The 18,676-nt window shown below is 63.1% G+C and carries 16 protein-coding genes and 3 tRNA genes; 8 read left to right on the top strand and 11 right to left on the bottom strand.

The genetic code is table 11. From position 1 onward, the window contains the following. Nucleotides 1-120: 120 nt before the first annotated feature. From LVE68_RS05325 to LVE68_RS05310, 4 genes are read left to right on the top strand one after another with little or no spacing between them, the layout of a single operon-like run. A complete protein-coding gene (locus LVE68_RS05325) occupies nt 121-837 on the top strand; it encodes a SapC family protein (RefSeq protein WP_233005991.1) in 717 nt (238 codons plus the stop codon). Nucleotides 838-894: 57 nt separating this feature from the next. Next, nucleotides 895-2,424, top strand: coding sequence for a tryptophan halogenase family protein (locus LVE68_RS05320; RefSeq protein ID WP_233005990.1), 1,530 nt, complete (start codon nt 895-897; stop codon nt 2,422-2,424). Nucleotides 2,425-2,446: 22 nt separating this feature from the next. After that, complete coding sequence (locus LVE68_RS05315) at nt 2,447-3,973, top strand: tryptophan halogenase family protein (RefSeq protein WP_233005989.1); 1,527 nt, start codon at nt 2,447-2,449, stop codon at nt 3,971-3,973. Beyond that, nucleotides 3,963-5,045, top strand: a complete 1,083-nt coding sequence (locus LVE68_RS05310) for a sulfite exporter TauE/SafE family protein (RefSeq protein ID WP_233005988.1) — start codon at nt 3,963-3,965, stop codon at nt 5,043-5,045. Before LVE68_RS05315 ends, LVE68_RS05310 begins: the two co-directional genes overlap by 11 nt. 431 nt (nt 5,046-5,476) lie before the next feature. Here the strand turns inward: LVE68_RS05310 and LVE68_RS05305 are convergent. The 11 genes from LVE68_RS05305 to LVE68_RS05255 all read right to left on the bottom strand — a co-directional run bounded on the left by LVE68_RS05305 (nt 5,477) and on the right by LVE68_RS05255 (nt 14,150). Next, nucleotides 5,477-5,551, bottom strand: a tRNA-Gln gene (locus LVE68_RS05305). A gap of 37 nt (nt 5,552-5,588) precedes the next feature. Then, a tRNA-Met gene (locus LVE68_RS05300) sits at nt 5,589-5,665 on the bottom strand. A gap of 186 nt (nt 5,666-5,851) precedes the next feature. After that, nucleotides 5,852-6,766 (bottom strand): DMT family transporter, encoded by a 915-nt coding sequence (locus LVE68_RS05295; RefSeq protein ID WP_233005987.1) that lies wholly within the window; start codon nt 6,764-6,766, stop codon nt 5,852-5,854. A gap of 78 nt (nt 6,767-6,844) precedes the next feature. After that, on the bottom strand, nt 6,845-7,936 hold the full coding sequence (gene ychF, locus LVE68_RS05290) for a redox-regulated ATPase YchF (RefSeq protein WP_233005986.1): 1,092 nt from the start codon (nt 7,934-7,936) through the stop codon (nt 6,845-6,847). A gap of 84 nt (nt 7,937-8,020) precedes the next feature. Then, nucleotides 8,021-8,629: an aminoacyl-tRNA hydrolase gene (pth, locus tag LVE68_RS05285; protein ID WP_233005985.1), complete on the bottom strand. Its 609-nt coding sequence runs from the start codon at nt 8,627-8,629 to the stop codon at nt 8,021-8,023. A gap of 5 nt (nt 8,630-8,634) precedes the next feature. Beyond that, nucleotides 8,635-9,279, bottom strand: a complete 645-nt coding sequence (locus LVE68_RS05280; RefSeq protein ID WP_233005984.1) for a 50S ribosomal protein L25/general stress protein Ctc — start codon at nt 9,277-9,279, stop codon at nt 8,635-8,637. Between the two features lie 194 nt (nt 9,280-9,473). Next, nucleotides 9,474-10,406 carry a ribose-phosphate pyrophosphokinase gene (locus LVE68_RS05275; RefSeq protein WP_255774742.1) on the bottom strand — a complete coding sequence of 311 codons (933 nt, stop codon included), beginning with the start codon at nt 10,404-10,406 and terminating at the stop codon, nt 9,474-9,476. A 246-nt stretch (nt 10,407-10,652) separates the two neighbouring features. Beyond that, nucleotides 10,653-10,727: transfer RNA gene (locus LVE68_RS05270), tRNA-Gln, on the bottom strand. Between the two features lie 15 nt (nt 10,728-10,742). Next, nucleotides 10,743-11,657 carry a 4-(cytidine 5'-diphospho)-2-C-methyl-D-erythritol kinase gene (gene ispE, locus LVE68_RS05265; RefSeq protein ID WP_233005982.1) on the bottom strand — a complete coding sequence of 305 codons (915 nt, stop codon included), beginning with the start codon at nt 11,655-11,657 and terminating at the stop codon, nt 10,743-10,745. 86 nt (nt 11,658-11,743) lie between these two features. Beyond that, nucleotides 11,744-12,373 carry a lipoprotein insertase outer membrane protein LolB gene (gene lolB / locus LVE68_RS05260; protein ID WP_233005981.1) on the bottom strand — a complete coding sequence of 210 codons (630 nt, stop codon included), beginning with the start codon at nt 12,371-12,373 and terminating at the stop codon, nt 11,744-11,746. Then, nucleotides 12,357-14,150: a tetratricopeptide repeat protein gene (locus LVE68_RS05255; protein ID WP_233005980.1), complete on the bottom strand. Its 1,794-nt coding sequence runs from the start codon at nt 14,148-14,150 to the stop codon at nt 12,357-12,359. Before LVE68_RS05255 ends, lolB begins: the two co-directional genes overlap by 17 nt. Nucleotides 14,151-14,415: 265 nt before the next feature. On the opposite strand from LVE68_RS05255, the gene hemA reads away from it, so the two are divergent. From hemA to LVE68_RS05235, 4 genes are all read left to right on the top strand, one after another. Continuing rightward, the gene (gene hemA, locus LVE68_RS05250; RefSeq protein WP_233005979.1) at nt 14,416-15,711 is read left to right on the top strand and encodes a glutamyl-tRNA reductase; all 1,296 of its coding nucleotides are present in this window, start codon (nt 14,416-14,418) and stop codon (nt 15,709-15,711) included. Continuing rightward, nucleotides 15,708-16,790: a peptide chain release factor 1 gene (gene prfA, locus LVE68_RS05245; RefSeq protein ID WP_233005978.1), complete on the top strand. Its 1,083-nt coding sequence runs from the start codon at nt 15,708-15,710 to the stop codon at nt 16,788-16,790. Before hemA ends, prfA begins: the two co-directional genes overlap by 4 nt. 71 nt (nt 16,791-16,861) lie before the next feature. Then, nucleotides 16,862-17,689, top strand: a complete 828-nt coding sequence (prmC, locus tag LVE68_RS05240; protein ID WP_233005977.1) for a peptide chain release factor N(5)-glutamine methyltransferase — start codon at nt 16,862-16,864, stop codon at nt 17,687-17,689. Between the two features lie 51 nt (nt 17,690-17,740). Continuing rightward, nucleotides 17,741-18,652 carry a cation diffusion facilitator family transporter gene (locus LVE68_RS05235; RefSeq protein ID WP_233005976.1) on the top strand — a complete coding sequence of 304 codons (912 nt, stop codon included), beginning with the start codon at nt 17,741-17,743 and terminating at the stop codon, nt 18,650-18,652. Nucleotides 18,653-18,676: the final 24 nt, after the last annotated feature.

Genomic DNA, 18,676 nt, shown 5'->3' with positions numbered 1-18,676 from the left:
CGGGAATCTGGTAGTATAAGCGGTAGCGAAGAAAGGGAAGTTTAGGCTTCCCTTTTTTCGTATAAAAAATATACTAGCTGATCATCTGACAGAATAACTACGTTACATTGATGGTGTTGTATGACTAATAAACAGTCTCCCAAAATCGTACCCCTGCAGAGCGACGTTCATGGCAAGCTGAAAGTGCGTGAACTCGGTGGCTTTGACCACGTAGAGGGTAGCCACATGGTGCCGGTCACCGCCCATGAATTCACCCGCCTGGGAGCCGAATACCCGATCGTTTTTGTAAAGAACTCCGAAACCGGGCAGTTCCAGTCTGTGGCCCTGCTGGGTCTGAAAGTGGGCGAGAACCTGTTCCTGAAGGAAGGCAAGTGGCAGGGCGTTTTCCTGCCGGCCAGCATTCGCAACCATCCGTTTGTGCTCGCTCCCAGCGGCCAGAACCAGGACCAACTGGTCGTGGGCCTGGTTGAGAACAGCCACCTGGTCAGCGAGGAAGAGGGCAACGACCTGTTCGAGGAGGGCGGTGCAGAGAGCGAGTACCTCAAGGCCAAGAAGGAGTCCCTGGTAAGCTACCTGGAAAGTGACCAGGTGACCCGGGCATTCGTGAAGGTCCTGACCGACAAGGAGCTGCTGACCCAGCAGTCCGTTTCGGTCAATGCCGGCGAGGAGAAGATCAACCTGTCTGGTCTCTACATTGTCGACGAGAAGAAACTCAACGAGCTGAGCGAGGAAGACTTTGCCGACTTCCGCAAGCGCGGCTTCCTGCCGGCGCTGTATGCACAACTGGGTTCCCTGCACCAGCTGTCAAAGCTGGCGAAACTGCAGGCCGGTGCCTGATAGACTGGCCTGTATCAGCTCATGGATAAAAGCCACGAACCGGGTGAAATAAGACATGTGCTGGTAGTTGGAGGGGGCACGGCCGGCTGGTTGTCGGCGTGCCACCTCGCTCGCAGGCTTTCCCCGGATAATCCCGATGGTGTCCGGGTCACGTTAATCGAGTCCGAAGATATCCCCACCATTGGTGTCGGTGAGGGCACCGTGCCTGCCATCAGGCAGAGCCTGAATTACCTCGGTATCAGTGAAAGCGAGTTTATTCGCGAGTGTGATGCCACCTTCAAGCAGAGCATCAAGTTTGTCGACTGGGTGCGATCCCCGGGCCAGTCTGGCCGCCGCTACTATCACCATGTGTTTGATTACCCCGACAGTCGCGCTGGCGACCTGACGCCATACTGGCTGGCACAGGATGGGGCTGTTCCTTATGTGGATGCCGTTTCGGTACAGGGCAGGGTCTGTGACCGGGGCCTGGCGCCCAAGGATATTACGCAGCCCGAATACCAGGGATATACCAGTTACGCCTATCACCTGGACGCAGCCAAATTTGCCCGCCTGCTGACCCGGCACGCAGTGGAGAAGCTGGGGGTACGGCACCTGACCGGCAATGTATTGCGGGCCAAGCAGGCTGAAAATGGCGATATCGCAGCGGTAGAAACCGATAAACACGGTGAGATTTCCGCAGATCTCTTTGTCGACTGCACCGGGTTTTCCTCCCTGTTGCTCGGGCAGGCGATGCGGGTCCCCTTCAAGGATAAGTCTGGACAACTGTTTGCCGACTTCGCTCTTGCGGCCCAGGTGCCCTATGGCGAGGAGCGTGCACCCATACCCAGCCACACCACCGCCACAGCGCAGGAGTCCGGCTGGATATGGGATATCGGCCTGCCGCACCGCAGGGGGACTGGATATGTCTACTCCAGTGCCCATACGGAGCACCAGAGGGCGGAGGACGTATTTCGCCAGTACCTGGGTAGTGCTGGTGAAACGGCGCAGGTACGCCGTATTCCCATGAAGGTAGGTTACCGGGAGCGCTTCTGGCAGGGTAACTGTGTAGCCATCGGGCTCTCCCAGGGCTTTGTTGAGCCGTTGGAGGCGACGGGGATCCTGGTCTACGACGCGACGGCGCGGATGCTGGCGGATACCTTCCCGGCCAACCGGCACGTCATGGGTATTGCTGCAGACCAGTTCAACCGGCACACGCGCTACGCCTGGGACCGGGTTATCGAGTTTATCAAGCTCCACTACTGTATTTCCCGGAGGAACGACAGCGAGTTCTGGAGGGATAATCGCGATCCTGCATCCATCCCCGACAGTTTGCTCGAGAAGCTGGAGCTCTGGCGGTTCCAGCCGCCCACCGAGTATGACTTTCCCAGCAAGCTGGAAATCTTCAACCTGCCCAACTACCTGTATGTGCTTTACGGCATGGAGTACGGCACCTCCCTGGATGCTGTCCATGGCCGGTACGGCGCGGGGGGGCACGCAAACGCCCGTTTTGCCGAAATCGCACAACTCGGGCAACAGTTGTGTGAACACCTGCCGCAGCACCGCGAGCTGATCGAGAAAATCTCCCGCTTTGGCCTGCAGGCTGTCTAGTCAAATTATGTCCGTGAGTCCCATGAAAGTGATCAACATTGTCGGTGGGGGATCTGCCGGCTGGATGACGGCCATCTACCTGAACCGTTACTTCAACCAGGCCCGGAAGAATTTCTCGATCAATGTCATCGAGAGCCCGGATATCGGGGCAATAGGTGTCGGTGAAGCCACGGTCCACAGTATTCGCTTCTTTTTCGCCGCCATGGGGCTGGATGAAAAGGAACTGATGGCCGAAACCAATGCCACGGTCAAAACCGGCATTATGTTCCGCAACTGGAAAAAACCGTCCGGGGCCAGGGTCCATGAGTACTTCCACCCCTTTGACCAGCAGCAGCCGGGGGGATCGATCGATATTTCCTCTGCCTGGCTGCTCAGTGATCGCGCCGGTAGTGAACGCTACGATGAAGCTGTCAGTATCAATTCCCACCTGATTACCGATGGACTATGCCCCAAGGCCCTCAGGTCGCCCGATTTTGGTGGCGTCACGCCCTACGGATATCACCTCGACGCCACCCTTATGGGGCGCTTCCTCCGGCGCAAGGCGGTCGAGGCGGGGGTCAACCATATTGAGGCGACGGTTTCCGATGTCGTGGTTGGCGATGGGCAGATCCGGAGCGTTGTGACTGACTCCGGATCAATTTCCGGGGATCTGTTCGTCGACTGCACGGGTTTTCGGGGACTCCTGATCGACCGCCTGAAGGCCGACAACTGGGAGTCCTTCGCAGATGCGCTGCCCTGTGACAAGGCCGTTGCGATCCAGAGAGCCCTGCCCGGGGACGGGCGGCCACGCCCCTATACCGTGGCCACCGCCCTCGATCACGGCTGGGCCTGGCAGATTGACCTGACCAGCCGCCAGGGCTGCGGTTATGTCTACGACAGCAAACGACTCACTCCATCCCAGGCTGAAGCCGAGTTGCGTGACTTCCTGGGACGGGATTCAGAGTTCCTCAGCTGCAACCACCTGGACATGCGTGTTGGCCGGAGACAGGACTTCTGGGTCGGCAATTGTGTCGCAGTGGGGCTCGCCGGAGGTTTTATCGAGCCGCTGGAATCCACCGGGCTGCATATGATTCACCTGGGGGTTGGCCTGCTGGCAACGCACCTCGCCGGGGGAATGGGTGTGCCCCCGCTGCGGGAGGCCTACAACGCCAAGATGCGCGGTTTCTACGAGGACCTGAAGCAGTTTATTGTGCTGCACTACGCGCTGACTGACAGGGACGATACGGCGTTCTGGCGTGCGGCAGCGTCAACATTGTCCCGTTGCCCGTGGCTGGAGCAACAGCTGCGGGTCTGGGAGCACAAGATCTGCGAGCACCAGGACTTTGCCGGCAGTTTTGCCAGTATCTTTACCGACATGAATTATCGCTATGTTCTCTATGGTATGAACCGCTACCCCCGCCTGACGATGTCGCTCGATGAGCGTGATTCGATGGGGATATTCTCCCGCTTTTCCGCCCAGGTGGGCCAGGTATTGCCGGCGTGCCAGACCCATGAGCATTTTCTCGAGACGGTGCGCCAGGACATGGCCGGAGGTGACGGTGTTCAGTAAGCGCCGCTCCGGCTCCTTCCTCTGGGTCTGGTATACCGGGCTGGCCCTGTTCTATGCCGTATGGGCGCTTATTGTTTTTGGCCAGGGAAAGCTGGACGTTGCGCTCGAGCACTGGCCTATGGCGCTGGCCATGGCCTTCGGCAGCTATGCAGCGGGTTCAACCCCCATGGGAGGTGGAACCGTGGGGTTCCCGGTACTGGTGCTGCTGTTTGATATGCCCGCCAGCCTGGGGCGGGACTTCAGTTTTGCGGTCCAGTCGATCGGGATGGTGAGTGCCAGCCTGTATATCCTCGCCCGGCGGCAGCCCCTTGCCTGGGCGATGCTGCGAGGCGCATTGATGGGGGCGCTGGTGGCGACGCCGGCCGGTATCCTGTTGTTTGCCCCGCTGGTGCCGGATCTCTGGGTCAAGCTGGCTTTCGCGATCCTGTGGGGGAGTTTCGGTATCCTGCACCTGTATCGTCTGCGGGAAATTACCGCCCACGACCACACCGGTGACCCGGATTGCCCGCTCGACTTCCGGGTGGGCCTGCTGTTGGGCGGGCTCGCGGGTTTCAGTGCGGTGGCGGTGACCGGGGTGGGGATCGATATGGTGATCTATGCCGCACTGGTGCTCCTGAGCCGGGTAGATCTCAAGGTGGCCATTCCCACGTCGGTGGTGATCATGGCGTTCTCCTCTGTGGTTGGTGTTGCAGTGAAATCGCTGGCTGGCGACTGGCAGCCCGACGTCTTCGGTAACTGGCTGGCGGCGGCACCGGTGGTCGCCCTGGGGGCACCGCTGGGTGTGCTGGTGGTGAGCCTGATCGGAAGGCGGCCGACCCTGCTGGTGGTCGCCTTGCTGTGTGTGGGACAGTTTGCCTGGACCTGCCTCGCGGAGCGGGAGACATTGGGTGTAACAGGCACACTGGCTGCGATAGTGGCACTCCTGCTGTGCCTGGCTGGCTTCGAGTGGTTGCGGGTGCTGGGCCTGCGTCGCGAGGCGCGGCGCCACTCCCGTGCCCGGCGCGCCGGCGGGCCGCATTCGGAATCCCCGGCAGGGTTGCCTGTGGCGGGGCTGGCGATGGAGAGTCGCTGACCACAGGCGCTCCGATAACTGAAAGCGGCTCGAAAGGCCGCTTTTTTTATGGGCGTTTTTCCCGGGGGGCGTCATGGGGTAAAAAAGGTGAGACAAGTGCGCTGCACCGGCATCGCGACGGGCGAAAACTGGTGCACGAACCTGCGCTTTATCCTGGCTGATCACAAGAACCACCCCTACAGGACGCTTGCGTAGGGGCGCACCTTGTGTGCGCCCGGCCGGGGCTCGGGGAAACCCGGGATACAGGGGACCATAGCGCCTGGTGTTTATACCGATGCGGTGAAACTGGAGATTGGAGAGAGGGGAAAAGTGGCTGGGGCGGTAGGATGAGCTTCGCCTGTCGGCTCGCTGGTCTCCGGCGGCCCCGCCGCCTCCGGCTCGAACCTGTCGAGCTCCGGAGCTTCGATCCGCTGGGTGCGAATCGGGAAAAATGGCTGGGGCGGTAGGATTCGAACCTACGCATGACGGGATCAAAACCCGCTGCCTTACCGCTTGGCTACGCCCCAGTGAAGGGATGCGAGATCTGCTCTCGCGAATTGAAAATGGTAGCAAGGGGGAGACTTGAACTCCCGACCTCAGCATTATGAGTGCTGCGCTCTAACCGGCTGAGCTACCTTGCCACTGACTTTTCAATTTGTGTCTCGGCTTAACCGAGGGCGCGCATTATCGTGCGCCTGAGGGGGGCTGTCAACCCCTGATTTTCGTTTCTTTTCAGTAAGTTAGCGAATCGAGCGATTTCTGTGCGGTCACCCTCACGGGTCCTGTTGGGCCGGCCTGTGAGGTCCAAAAGCGCCGCCCGGTTTTTGTCAGCGGCCGCGGCCGATTGCCGCAAACAGCGAGCCGCAGACCACCACTCCGGCGCCGACCCAGCTCACCCAGTTGAGGGGCTCTACTTCAATATAGTCCGGCCAGACGGCCCCGATGGCGCTGCCGATCAGCAGGGTCATCAGTGGCACCAGGGCGAGGGTGGCGCTCACCCGCGAGGCCTCCCAGTTACCCAGGGCCCTGGTGAAGGCGCCGTAGGCCACCAGGGTGTTGACCGTGAGGAACAGCAGCAGTCCCCACTCGATCCAGTCGAGCCCCCGGACGCTCAGGGGATCGGCGCCGGGCAGGAAGCACAGGGTGCCGGCGATGTAGATCAGCACCAGCAGGTCCTGGGCCCGGGCGCGGGACAGGATCTTCTTCTGGAAGAAACCGTAGACGGCCCAGCCCACTGCCGCCAGTACAAACAGTGCCAGGCCCAGCAGGTATTCGGTGTCCTGGCCTCGCAGCAGTTCCGGCAGCCTCTGGTTGAAGAACAGCGGCAGGCCCACCAGTACCATCAGGACCCCGAGCCACTGGCGTGGTGAGAACTGCTCCCCCAGCCAGATAACGCTGGAGACCAGCAGTAACAGCGGCGCCAGCTGGATGACGATCTGGGCCGCGCCCGGTGTGATAAAGCGCAGGCCGGAGGCGTAGGACAGGTAATTGGTCAGCAGGCCCGCCACTGCCAGCAGTGTCAGCGGCAGCAGCGAGCGCTGGAACAGCTGGCGCAGGTTCAGGCTGCGGTTCCACGTCAGGTAGCCTCCCGCCAGTACGGCTGCGCCGGCAAAGCGGAACCAGGTGGCGGTGGTGGCTGAAATCTCGTCCAGCAGGCCTTTCAGGGCAATGGGTAACAGTGCCCACATAAACGCGGTAATCAGGGCCATGGGCAGGCCGATGCGCCAGTTGGATTCGATCATGGGCGGCTACCGGGTCGGTTGTTGCCGGCTGTTGCCGGCAGGGGAGGGGCCCGCCACAGGCGGCGGGCAGGGCGGGTATCAGACGTTGAAGCGGAAATGGATAACGTCGCCATCCGCGACGACATAGTCCTTGCCTTCGAGGCGCCATTTGCCCGCCTCTTTTGCGCCGGCCTCGCCGTTATGGCTGACGAAGTCGTCGTAGCTGACCACTTCGGCGCGGATAAAGCCCTTCTCGAAATCGGTGTGGATCTTGCCCGCTGCCTGCGGCGCGGTGGCCCCCAGCGGGATGGTCCAGGCGCGTACTTCCTTGACGCCGGCGGTGAAGTAGGTGTGCAGGCCCAGCAGGTCGTAACCGGCGCGGATCACCCGGTTCAGGCCCGGCTCCTCCATGCCCAGCTCCTCCAGGAACTCCTGTTTTTCTTCATCGTCCAGCTCGGCGATTTCGGCTTCCAGCTTGTTGCAGATCGGCACCAGTACGGCGTTCTCTTCCGCGGCGATGGCGGCCACGGCGTCCAGGTGCGGGTTGTTCTCGAAGCCGTCCTCGTCCACGTTGGCGATGTACATGGTGGGCTTGATGGTCAGCAGGCTGAGTTCGCGCAGGCCCGCCAGTTCGTCGTCACTGAGCCCGAAGGAGCGCAGGGGCTTGGCCTCGTCCAGGTGCGGCTGGATCTTTTCCAGCAGTGTCTTCATCTTGATGGCGTGCTTGTCCTGGCCTTTGGCGGCGCGGGTATAGCGTTGCAGGGCTTTTTCCACGGTGTCCAGGTCGGCCAGTGCCAGCTCGGTATTGATGACCTCAATGTCAGCCACCGGGTGCACCTGGTTGGACACGTGAATTACGTTGTCGTCCTCGAAACAGCGGACTACATGGGCGATGGCGTCGGTCTCGCGGATATTGGCCAGGAACTTGTTGCCCAGGCCCTCACCCTTGGAGGCGCCAGCCACAAGGCCGGCAATGTCGGTGAACTCCATGGTGGTGGGGATCACTTTCTGCGGCTTGACGATCTCTGCCAGTTTGTCGAGGCGCGGGTCGGGTACCGGCACCACGCCGGCATTTGGCTCAATGGTGCAGAAAGGAAAGTTCTCGGCGTCGATGCCCGCTTCTGTCAGGGCGTTGAACAGGGTGGATTTGCCCACGTTGGGCAGGCCGACGATACCGCAAGTAAAGCCCATGGTCTGGTTCCTGTTTGCTCGTTCAGCGATGGGTCGCGGTTGCGCCCATACGGTGTATTGTTTCCGGGAAAGCGATCGGGCGATCTATTTTGCCGCCGCTCTGGCGGAGTGGAGTTCCTTCATGGCTGCACCCCAGTCACCGGCGGCGGCCATGGGGGTAACGTCCACGGCCCGGTCGATGGCGTCTGCCAGTTGCTCCTGCTCGGTGCGCGGGGCCCGCTGCAGGACGAACTTGACCACTTCGCGGGCGCTGCCCGGGTGACCGATGCCCAGGCGCAGGCGCATGAAATCGCGGCTGTTGCCCAGGGCGGAGATGATATCCCGCAGCCCGTTGTGGCCGCCATGGCCGCCGCCGGCCTTCAGGCGCGCGGTGCCCGGTGGCAGGTCCAGCTCATCGTGAGCGACCAGGATCGCTTGCGGGGGAATCTTGAAAAAGTTCGCCAGCGGGCCGACGGACTGGCCGCTGCGATTCATGTAGGTGGTGGGGATCAGCAGGCGAATGTCCTGCCCACCGATGCGTACCCGGCCGGAGAGACCGTGGTACTTGCTGTCTGACGCGAGCTGGACGCCGTGGCGGCGTGCCAGCTCGGTGACATAGTCGGCACCGGCATTGTGGCGCGTCCGGTCGTACTCGGGACCCGGGTTGCCGAGTCCCACGATCAACTGGATGGGCGTGTCCGGTGCCTTCGACAAAGCGCTTACTCTTCGCCGCTTTCGCCTTCGGCAGCTTCGCCTTCGCCTTCTTCGGCTTCAGCTTCAACAGCGCCGCGGGGCTTGTGCACGGAAGCGACAACCAGGTCGTGGTCTTCGCCGTGGCTCAGGTCCACAGACTCGACGCCGGAAGGCAGCTTGATGTCGGAGATGTGCACGGTCTGGTCCAGCTCCAGGTCGGCCAGGTCTACCTCGATGAACTCGGGCAGCTTGGAGGCCGGCGCGCTGATGTCCAGCTCGGTCAGGGTGTGGGAGACGATGCCGCCTGCCTTGACGCCCTTGCAGCTGTCTTCGTTCAGGAAGTGCAGCGGCACTTTCAGGTGAACCTTGGTGTTGGCGGACACGCGCTGGAAGTCGGCGTGCAGCAGGATCTGCTGAGCCGGGTGGCGCTGCAGGTCACGCAGGATCACGGTCTCTTTCTTGCCTTCGATATCGAGGGTCAGTACGGAAGAGAAGAAAGACTCGCTCTCCAGGGCCTTCCACATCTGGCGGGCTTCAATGGAGATGGAGGCAGGCTTGGCCTTGCCGCCGTAAACGATGGCGGGTACACGGCCTTCCTCGCGACGCAGGCGGCGGCTCGCACCTTTCCCTTCGTCGCTGCGGACGGTGGCGTTCAGGGTGAAATCAGACATGGGGTAAACCTCTGGTTGTCTGTCCAGGGCGACCTGCGACCGGACCGCTCTGGCATTGCTGTAAACGGGTCCCGGGTACCCCGGGCCCAATAGTAAACGCCCGGCGGGGCCGGGCGGGCGCGTATTCTAAGGGAATCGCAGCGGCGGCGCCAGTGGCGCCTGCCGTTTTTCCGGACTTCGGGTCCGCCCCGGCGTCAGGACCGGAACATCGCCGACAGGGATTCCTCGTTGCTGATGCGGCGCACTGACTCGGCCAGCATGGCGGACAGGGTCAGCTGGCGGATTTTGGGCGCCTTCTGCATCTTGTCGCCCAGCGGGATGGAGTCGGTGACTACCAGTTCATCCAGCACGGAGTTGTTCAGGTTGTCGATGGCCGCACCGGAGAGCACCGGGTGGGTACAGTAGGCGACAACTTTCTTGGCGCCGTGCTCTTTCAGGGCGTTGGCGGCATTGCACAGGGTGCCGGCGGTGTCGACCATGTCGTCCACCAGCAGGCAGGTGCGACCGTTGATTTCGCCGATGATATTCATCACCTCGGCGACATTGGCGGCCGGGCGGCGCTTGTCGATGATGGCCAGGTCGCACTCGAGGCTCTTGGCCACGGCGCGGGCGCGCACGACGCCGCCGATGTCCGGGGAGACGACAACCAGGTCTTCATAATTCTGGCGCTCGATATCGTCCAGCAGCACGGAGGAGCCGTAGACGTTGTCCACCGGTACGTCGAAAAAGCCCTGGATTTGCTCGGCGTGCAGGTCCACGGTCAGTACCCGGTCAATACCGACGCTGACCATCATGTCAGCTACGACCTTGGCGGAGATGGGTACGCGCTGGGAGCGCACGCGGCGATCCTGGCGGGCATAGCCGAAGTAGGGCACAACTGCGGTGATGCGGCCGGCAGAGGCACGGCGCAGGGCGTCGACCAGCAGGATCAGTTCCATCAGGTTGCGGTTGGTGGGCTGGCAGGTGGACTGGACCACAAAAACGTCGCGGCCGCGTACGTTATCGGTGATTTCCACCGCAATCTCGCCATCCGAAAAGCGTTTTACCACGGCCTCGCCGAGGGGGATTGCCATCTGGTCAACAATTTTCTGCGCCAGTTCCGGGTTGGCATTGCCGGTAAAGACCATTAAGTCAGCCACTGCGTGTACCTTTTGATCCGATGAAGTTGATGTCGTTGAAGTTTAGATGCCTGCGGTTGTGAAAGCTTGTAGCGCGCAGTAGCGTCACCTTTTGCTGTGGCGGCACAGGCGCCGCGGAGGAAGTTGAACATCAGTTCTCTGTGGCACCGGGGAGTGCCGGGAGCGGCTTGCGGACATGTGCCGCAAACTGCGCTTTTCAGCGAAAACACGGACGTTTTCGCTGAAACTTAAAAGTGGCTGGGGCGGTAGGATTCGAACCTACGCATGACGGGATCAAAACCCGCTGCCTTACCGCTTGGCTACGCCCCAGTGGATTGCGACTGTTTATTGAGTCGCCTTCGCGAGTCGCTCGTGGGCAGGGGAAATGTTCACGCCTGCCGCGACAAAGCCCTCCCACTTGGCCGGTAGTTGTCGCAGAACCTGTTGCGCTTCATAGGCGCTGTCGAATGCTGCGAAAACACAGGCCCCGGTGCCGGTCAGTTGCGCCCTGGCAAACTGTTGCAGCCACTGCCTGGCTGCACGCACCGCGGGGTAGAGGTCTTCCACCAGCGGCTGGCAATCGTTGCTGGAATGTCTTTCCAGCCAGTCTGTGTCCAGCCGCCCGTCGCGAAGGTGCGGTAATGTAATTGCGCCGGAATCTCTTGTCAAACGGGGGTGGCCGAAAACGGCAGCTGTGCTCACTGAGCAGCCAGGTACCACCACGATAAAGTGGCGTGTCGCTGTCTGCACCGGGACCAGTTCCTCTCCCACCCCTTCGGCCCAGGCAGTGTGGCCGCGCACGAAAACAGGGACGTCGGCGCCCAGTTGTCGTCCCAGTTCCGCCAGGGTGTCGACAGGCAGGTCGCATTGCCAGAGATGGTTGAGGCCCAGCAGAGTGGTGGCGGCATCGCTGCTACCGCCGCCGATTCCACCGCCCAGGGGCAGATGCTTGTGGAGGTGGATATGTGCACCATGGCTGCTGTTGCTGTGCTCCTGCAGCAGCCGTGCAGCCCGGTAAACCAGGTTGTCGGTAAGCGGGATGCCGGCGGCATCGCCGTCGGATGCCAGGGTAATGTCCTTTGCATCGGTTCGGGTAAGTGCCAGCTCATCCCCGAAATCCAGTAACTGGAACAGGGTCTGGAGTTCGTGGTAGCCGTCGGGCCTGCGGCCGAGAATGCGTAACAGCAGGTTAAGCTTGGCGGGGGCCGGCAGCACCAGGTCTGCCGGCGGCCGGTGTGTGTGTGGCTCTTCCAGGGGCATAGGGAATGGGCAATACGTGCGTCGTAAAAGGCGCAATCATAGCGCCTCCCGGCCCCCTGTGCATGGGCCGGGCGCCTGCACCCTTCCTAGGTCTGCCATTCCTTGATGACGAGGGTTACCTTCACCGGACCCGCCGCCTGGTTGGTGCGGGCCTTGATACGGGTGGGGAGGGTATAGCGGCCTACCCGCTGGTAGTCGCTGAACTCCAGTTGCCAGCCAGCCTGCTGCAGTGCCTGTAGCTGGCCGGCGGAATTGCGCTTTTCACCGGCAGTACCTCCCGGTGCCGGCAGGCCACGAACCCAGTAAAACATCTCCCGTACCGGCAGCGGCCAGCCCAGCATCTGCTGGGTGAGCTGGGCCGGGTTGGCGGCGCGCATGGGGGGCTCGCTGCCCCGCTTCAAGCTGACGCCACCGGAGTTACCGGTGATGATTGTGGCGCCGGCCCCCAGGGGACCGCTCAGGTGAATGCGGTAGTTGGCGGCGGCTTGCTGCTCCCAGTTGATGTTGGCGCTGCCATTGTCTGTGGGTGAGCGCACACCCAGCTTGCCGGCAATGGTAAAGCTCTGCAGTTGCTCCACCGAATGCCCACCAGTCCCGGGTACCGGTACGGGCAGTGGATTCTTTTGCTGCCCGGCGCAGGCGCCGAGCAGCAGTGCCACAAGTGCGATGGTTAGGTGGTTGAACCGGGCCCGATGCCAGTCAGCTATCCGAAACATGCTGCTCCATGGTGTCTCTGATCCGCAGCCGCTCCATGGCAGCCGGGATAATCTTGCTTTCCGGGTTGATCTCGAGCCCGCGTTTCCAGACCTTAACGGCCTGTTCACGATTGCCCTGCATCCACAGCACCTCACCCAGGTGGGCGGCGATCTCGTGGTCGGGCAGTTTTTCCAGTGCCTGTTCCAGGTACTTCACGGCCTCGGTGTGATTGCCCTGACGGTACTCTACCCAGCCCATGCTGTCGATAATGGCGGGGTCGTCCGGGCGCAGCTCCAGCGCCTTCTCGATCAGTTCCCGGGCCTCGTCGAGGCGGTCGTCATAGTCCGTCAGCTTGTACCCCAGTGCGTTGAGGAGGGTGGCATTGTCGGGATCCCGGGCAATCAGCTTGCGCATGCCCTGCTCGAATTCGGTCGCGTTACCCAGTTGTTCGTTCACCAGCGCCTGGGTATAGAGCAGCCGGCCGCTGTCGTTATGGTCCTCGACCGCGCGATCCAGCAGCTGCAGGGCTTCCTCCGGCCGGTCGTGGCGGCGCAGCAGGTCGGCCTCCACCAGGTAGAAATGCTCGGCCTGGTCCGGGTGACGCTGGCGCAGCTCGGCGAACCAGTCCCGGTTGTCGTTGGAGAGGCCGTTGGTTGCCAGCAGCTCGGTGCCGCGCTTGATGGCGTTGAGATAGTCGTTGCCCGGGCCCACCTGGCGATAGTGGGTCACTGCCTGCTCGAAACGCTGCTCATCCTCGGCAATACCGCCGAGGTAAAAATGCGCAGCGGACTCATGCTCTTCGAGTTCCAGCAGCCTTTCGAACAGGGGCTTGGCGGCGGCCAGGTCTTCGGTTTCGAAGCGGATCAGTGCCAGGGACAGGATCAGGTTGCCATCCCTGGGGCGTTGCCGCACCAGTTCGGTGAACTGCGTCTGCGCCCGCTCCAGATCTTCGCTCACCAGAAGCCGTGCATACTGCAGGCGCAGGCGGCTCTCCTGTGGGTAGAGTTCCACCAGCTTTTCCAGCATGGCGATGGCTTCCGCCTCCTTGCCCTGGTCAACCAGCAGGTGGGATTCCAGCAGGGGAGGATCCAGGAGGTCCGGGTGGCGCTCCTGGACCCGCTGCACAATGGCCAGGGCCTCGGCATAGTTCTCGGTGGCGCGCAGGGTCATGGCGTGGGCCAGGGCGGCCTCGGGATTTTCCGGGTATTTGTCCGCCAGGCGCTGGAAGGTGGGCTGGACCGACTCCGTCAGTTCGCGATTGGACACCGCGGTGGCAGCCAGGGATTGCAGCGGGGCATCGCCGCCCAGCGCCAGGGCCAGCTCGGCATGCTCGAGGGCGGTATCCAGTTCCCCGGCGAGGGTCAGTTCGGCAGTGACTGCCAGTTGTGCCTCGGCACTGTCCGGTTCCAGCTCCGCCCACAGGCGCGCAGATTCCAGCGCCGCGCGGCGGGCGTTGAGAAACCGGGCGATACGGGTGGCCCGGGCCGCGATGCCGGCATCCCGGGTGCTCGCCGCCTGGTGGTAGTAATTGGCCAGGGCGACATCATACTGCTCGCGATTGCCCGCCACTTCCGCCACCAGCAGTGTGTAGAAAGTCTCGATGGGGAAGGCGCGTGTTTCAGCCACATCCGCTCCAGCGGTCGCGGCCCCGGTGCCGGCTTCCCTGGCGGTGGACATTTCCGCCGCCTGCTGCGGCGCCTGGACGCAGGCCACCAGCAGGCATGAGGCGGTGAGGAGGCAGGCCAGGGGGTGAATCCGGGGGTTGCGGGAGAGGGGCGAAAGCCGAAGTGCGGGCATAGGGCGTATCCATACGTTGTCGCCGCGCCGGGAGGGCGTGGAAAGCGTGATCCGTGTGTCGGTAGCCGTATAATTCTAGTCGCGAATTGCCCGCCGGGCTTTGCTTCCGCCGCCATCCGCGGTGACGCGCAGAGCCCCGGCGCTTGCAAGGCGGGCTGCGGGGCCTGAAAATGCGCCACCCTGACAGCCCTTGCGACCCGGGCCGGTACGACTGTGGAATAAGACAGTCCGGCGGCCCGACTTGTTTCATTGCCAGCGAGAATTTATGCCGATCCTTGCCCTGGGTATCAATCACGACAGTGCACCAATCGAGGTGCGCGAGCGGGTGGCGTTTGCCCCGGAGGTGATGCCAGCGGCCCTGGAGGAGGCTCGCGCCGCGCTCGACTGTCCGGAGCTGGCCATCCTGTCTACCTGCAATCGCACCGAGATCTACGCCGACACGGATCCCGACCGGCTGCTGGGGTGGCTGGCGGAGTACCACGGCGTTGCGCTCGACCAGTTGCTGGGCTGTACCTACCGCCATACCGGCGAGGAAGCGGTGCGCCATATGATGCGTGTCGCCTGTGGCCTGGACTCGCTGGTGCTGGGGGAGCCCCAGATCCTCGGGCAGATCAAGTCGGCTTACGCCGTTGCGCAGGAGTCGGGCAGTGTCGGCAGCCTGCTGCACAGTGTGTTCCAGCAGGTGTTCGCGGTGGCCAAGCGGGTGCGCACGGAAACTGCAATCGGTGAGAATCCCGTATCCGTGGCCTATGCCGCGGTGTCCCTGGCCTCGCGTATCTTCACCGACCTCACCCGGCAGACCGCGCTGCTGATCGGTGCCGGCGAGACCATCGAACTGGTGGCCCGCCACCTGCGGGAGCAGGGTATCGACAGGCTGATCGTGGCCAACCGGACCCTCAGTCGCGCCGAGCAGCTGGCGCAGGAGCTGGGCGCCGAGCCGATCCTGCTGGCGGATATTCCCGAGTACCTGCCGCGGGCCGACATTGTGATCAGTTCCACTGCCAGCCAGTTGCCGATCCTCGGCAAGGGCGCGGTGGAAACCGCCCTCAAGCAGCGCCGGCACCGGCCGGTCTTTATGGTGGATATCGCCGTGCCGCGGGATATCGAGCCGCAGGTGGAGCAGTTGGACGACGTCTACCTGTACACCGTTGACGACCTGCGCGGGGTGATTGATGAGGGGCGCCGCTCGCGCGAGGCGGCCGCCCGCGCCGCCTATGAAATTGTCGAGCAGGCGGCGACAGAATTTATGCGCCAGTACCGCTCGCTGGGTGCTGTGGACACGATCCGCACCTATCGCCAGCAGGCGCAGGAAATTGGCGATGCAGAGCTTGAGAAGGTGTTGCAGCTGCTGGACAAGGGCGGCGACCCGCGCCGCCTGATGCAGCAGCTGGCACGCTCCCTGACCAATAAACTGATCCATGCACCCACGGTGAACCTGAAGCGCGCCGCCGGAGGGGATCCGCAGCGCCTGCGTATCGCGCGGGAGATCATCGGCCTGGAGGCACCGGCCAAGCCGGGGCCGGAGAGCCGCAAACTGGAAGGCACCAAGAAGAACGGATGAAAGACTCGTTACTGAATAAACTGGAAAACCTCGTCGAGCGTCACGAGGAAGTTTCCGCCCTGCTCGGCGATGCCGATATCATCAGCGACCAGGCGCAGTTCCGCGATCTCTCGCGCGAGTTTTCCGAGCTGGAAGAGGTGGTGCAATGTTATGGCCGCTACCGGCAGGTGCGCGAGGATATGGACGCGGCCCGGGAAATGCTCGACGAGAGCGATGCCGAGATGCGCGAGATGGCGCAGGAAGAACTGCGCGAGGCAGAGGGCCAGCTGGAGCCCCTGGAACGGCAGCTGCAGACACTGTTGCTGCCGCGCGATCCCAACGACCGTAAGAATGTCTTCCTCGAAATCCGTGCCGGTACCGGCGGCGACGAGGCGGCGATATTCTCCGGTGACCTGTTCCGTATGTATTCGCGCTATGCCGAAAAGCAGGGCTGGCGTATTGAAATCATCAGTGAAAACCCCGGTGAGCACGGCGGCTACAAGGAGATCATCTCCCGTGTCAGCGGCGACGATGTATACGCGCGGCTCAAATTCGAGTCCGGCGCCCACCGGGTACAGCGGGTGCCCGAAACCGAGTCCCAGGGCCGGATTCACACCTCCGCCTGTACGGTGGCGGTGATGCCGGAGCCGGACGAGCAGGATGCGATCGAGATCAACAAGGCCGACTTGCGCGTGGACACCTACCGTGCGTCGGGTGCCGGCGGCCAGCACGTTAACAAGACTGATTCCGCGGTCCGCCTGACCCACATTCCCACCGGGATTGTGGTGGAGTGCCAGGACGAGCGCTCACAGCACAAGAACCGCGCCAAGGCCATGGCGCTGCTGCAGGCGCGGCTCAGCAGTGAGCAGGAAGCGGCCGCCGCCCGGGAGATTTCCGACGCACGGCGCAACCTGGTTGGCAGTGGCGATCGCTCCGAGCGCATTCGCACCTACAACTTCCCACAGGGACGGGTCACCGATCACCGCATCGGGCTGACCCTCTACAAGCTGGATGAGATCATGCAGGGCGGCCTGGCCGAGGTCATCGAGCCCCTGCGCACCGAGCACCAGGCCGACCAGCTGGCGGCGCTGGGGCAGTAAGCCCGGTCCCGCCCGAACAGGCGGGCCGGGTTTGCCACAGGAATCCCGCGGACATTACGAGAAAACCGGCCATGGCCACCATCAAGCAGAATCTCGCCCGCAGTGGTGAACTGGAGCACAGTGACAGCGCGCGGCTGGATGCCGAGGTGCTGCTGGCGCACCTGCTGGGGAAAACCCGCACCTGGCTCTATACCTGGCCCGAATACGAGCTGGGCACAGAAGAACAGCAGCTGTTTGACCAGCTGCTGGCGCGCCGGGCGGCGGGCGAGCCGGTGGCTCATATCGTCGGCCGGCGGGAATTCTGGTCGCTGGACCTGAAAGTCGATACCTCCACCCTGATCCCCCGCCCGGAGACCGAGCTGCTGGTGGAGACCGCGCTGGAACTCTGTCCGCAGGAGCAACTGCGCGCGCTCGACCTGGGTACCGGCAGCGGGGCCATTGCCCTGGCGCTGGCCACCGAGCGCCCGGGGTGGCACCTGCTGGCGGTGGACAGGTCTGCCGCTGCGGTGGCTCTCGCGGACGAGAACCGCCGGGCGCTGGGGCTGGAGAATGTCGAGGTGCGACAGAGCGACTGGTTCAGCGATGTTCCCCGCGGGAAGTTCGGCCTGATCGTCAGCAACCCGCCGTATATCGACGCCGCTGACCCGCACTTGCAACAGGGCGATGTGCGCTTCGAACCGCGCTCGGCGCTGGTGGCTGAGAGAGGTGGATTTGCCGATATTGAGCGCATCGCCACCGCCTGTGGCGACTACCTGGAAAACGGTGGCTGGCTGGTGGTGGAGCATGGTTGGCAACAGGCCGCCGGCGCGCGCAGAATATTTACCGCGGCAGGGCTGCACGAGGTATCCAGCCGCAACGATTACAGCGGCCGGGAGCGGCTCACGCTGGGCCGGAAGTAGCCCGCGCGGCGCCCCCGCAATAATTTGAAGCCATCCAGGGAAGCAGCGGCGATGCACGAACACTCACACCATCATCACGGCAGCGGGCACCTGCGTCCCCTGGTCTGGGGGCTGGTGGTCACCTTCGCCTTCGCGCTGGTGGAGGCTGTGGGTGGCTGGCTCTCCGGGTCGCTGGCGCTGCTGGGTGACGCCGGCCATATGGCCACGGATGCCCTGGCCCTGGCCCTGGGCGCGGTGGCGGCCCTGCTGGCGCAGAAACCCGCCGACCGGCAGTTGTCCTATGGCTGGGGTCGCGCCGAGGTGCTGGCGGCGGTGGCCAACGCGGTCTTCATGCTGGTGATCATCATTGCCATCGGCGTGGCGGCCATCGACCGGCTGCGTTCACCACAACCGGTGCAGGGGGGCATGGTGATGCTGATTGCGGCCATCGGCCTGCTGGTGAACCTGTTGGTGGCGTGGATCCTGCACCGCGGTGAGCAGACGCTGAATATCCGCGGTGCCCTGCTGCACGTGATGGGTGACCTGCTGGGTTCCGTGGCCGCGCTGGTGGCGGGGGCGGTGATTCACTTCACCGGCTGGACGCCGATCGATCCCCTGCTGTCCCTGCTTATCTGCCTGCTGATCCTGGTATCCAGCCTGCGCCTGCTGCGGGATTCTGTCGATGTGCTGATGGAGCGGGTGCCGCGGGAGCTGAGCCTGCCGGTGGTGGGCAAGGCGCTGGTGGCAGTGGAGGGGGTACGCTCGGTGCACGACCTGCATATCTGGCGACTGGATTCGCGCACGGTGTCGCTGTCGGCACATATTGTCGTCGATGACCTGGAGGCCTGGCCCGCTGTGCTGGAGCGGCTGCGGGATACATTGGTACGGCGCTTTGACATCGACCATATCACCCTGCAACCAGAGCCGCTGGGCGAACACCATATCCATATCATCGACCGGGTATCCGGCCAGCCCCGCGAGTGATCGCCGGGCCAGCCGTCAGAAACC

Origin of the sequence: Microbulbifer sp. YPW16, from assembly GCF_021290385.1 — a bacterium.
GTDB lineage: Bacteria > Pseudomonadota > Gammaproteobacteria > Pseudomonadales > Cellvibrionaceae > Microbulbifer > Microbulbifer zhoushanensis.
This window is presented reverse-complemented; position numbering and strand designations above follow the sequence as displayed.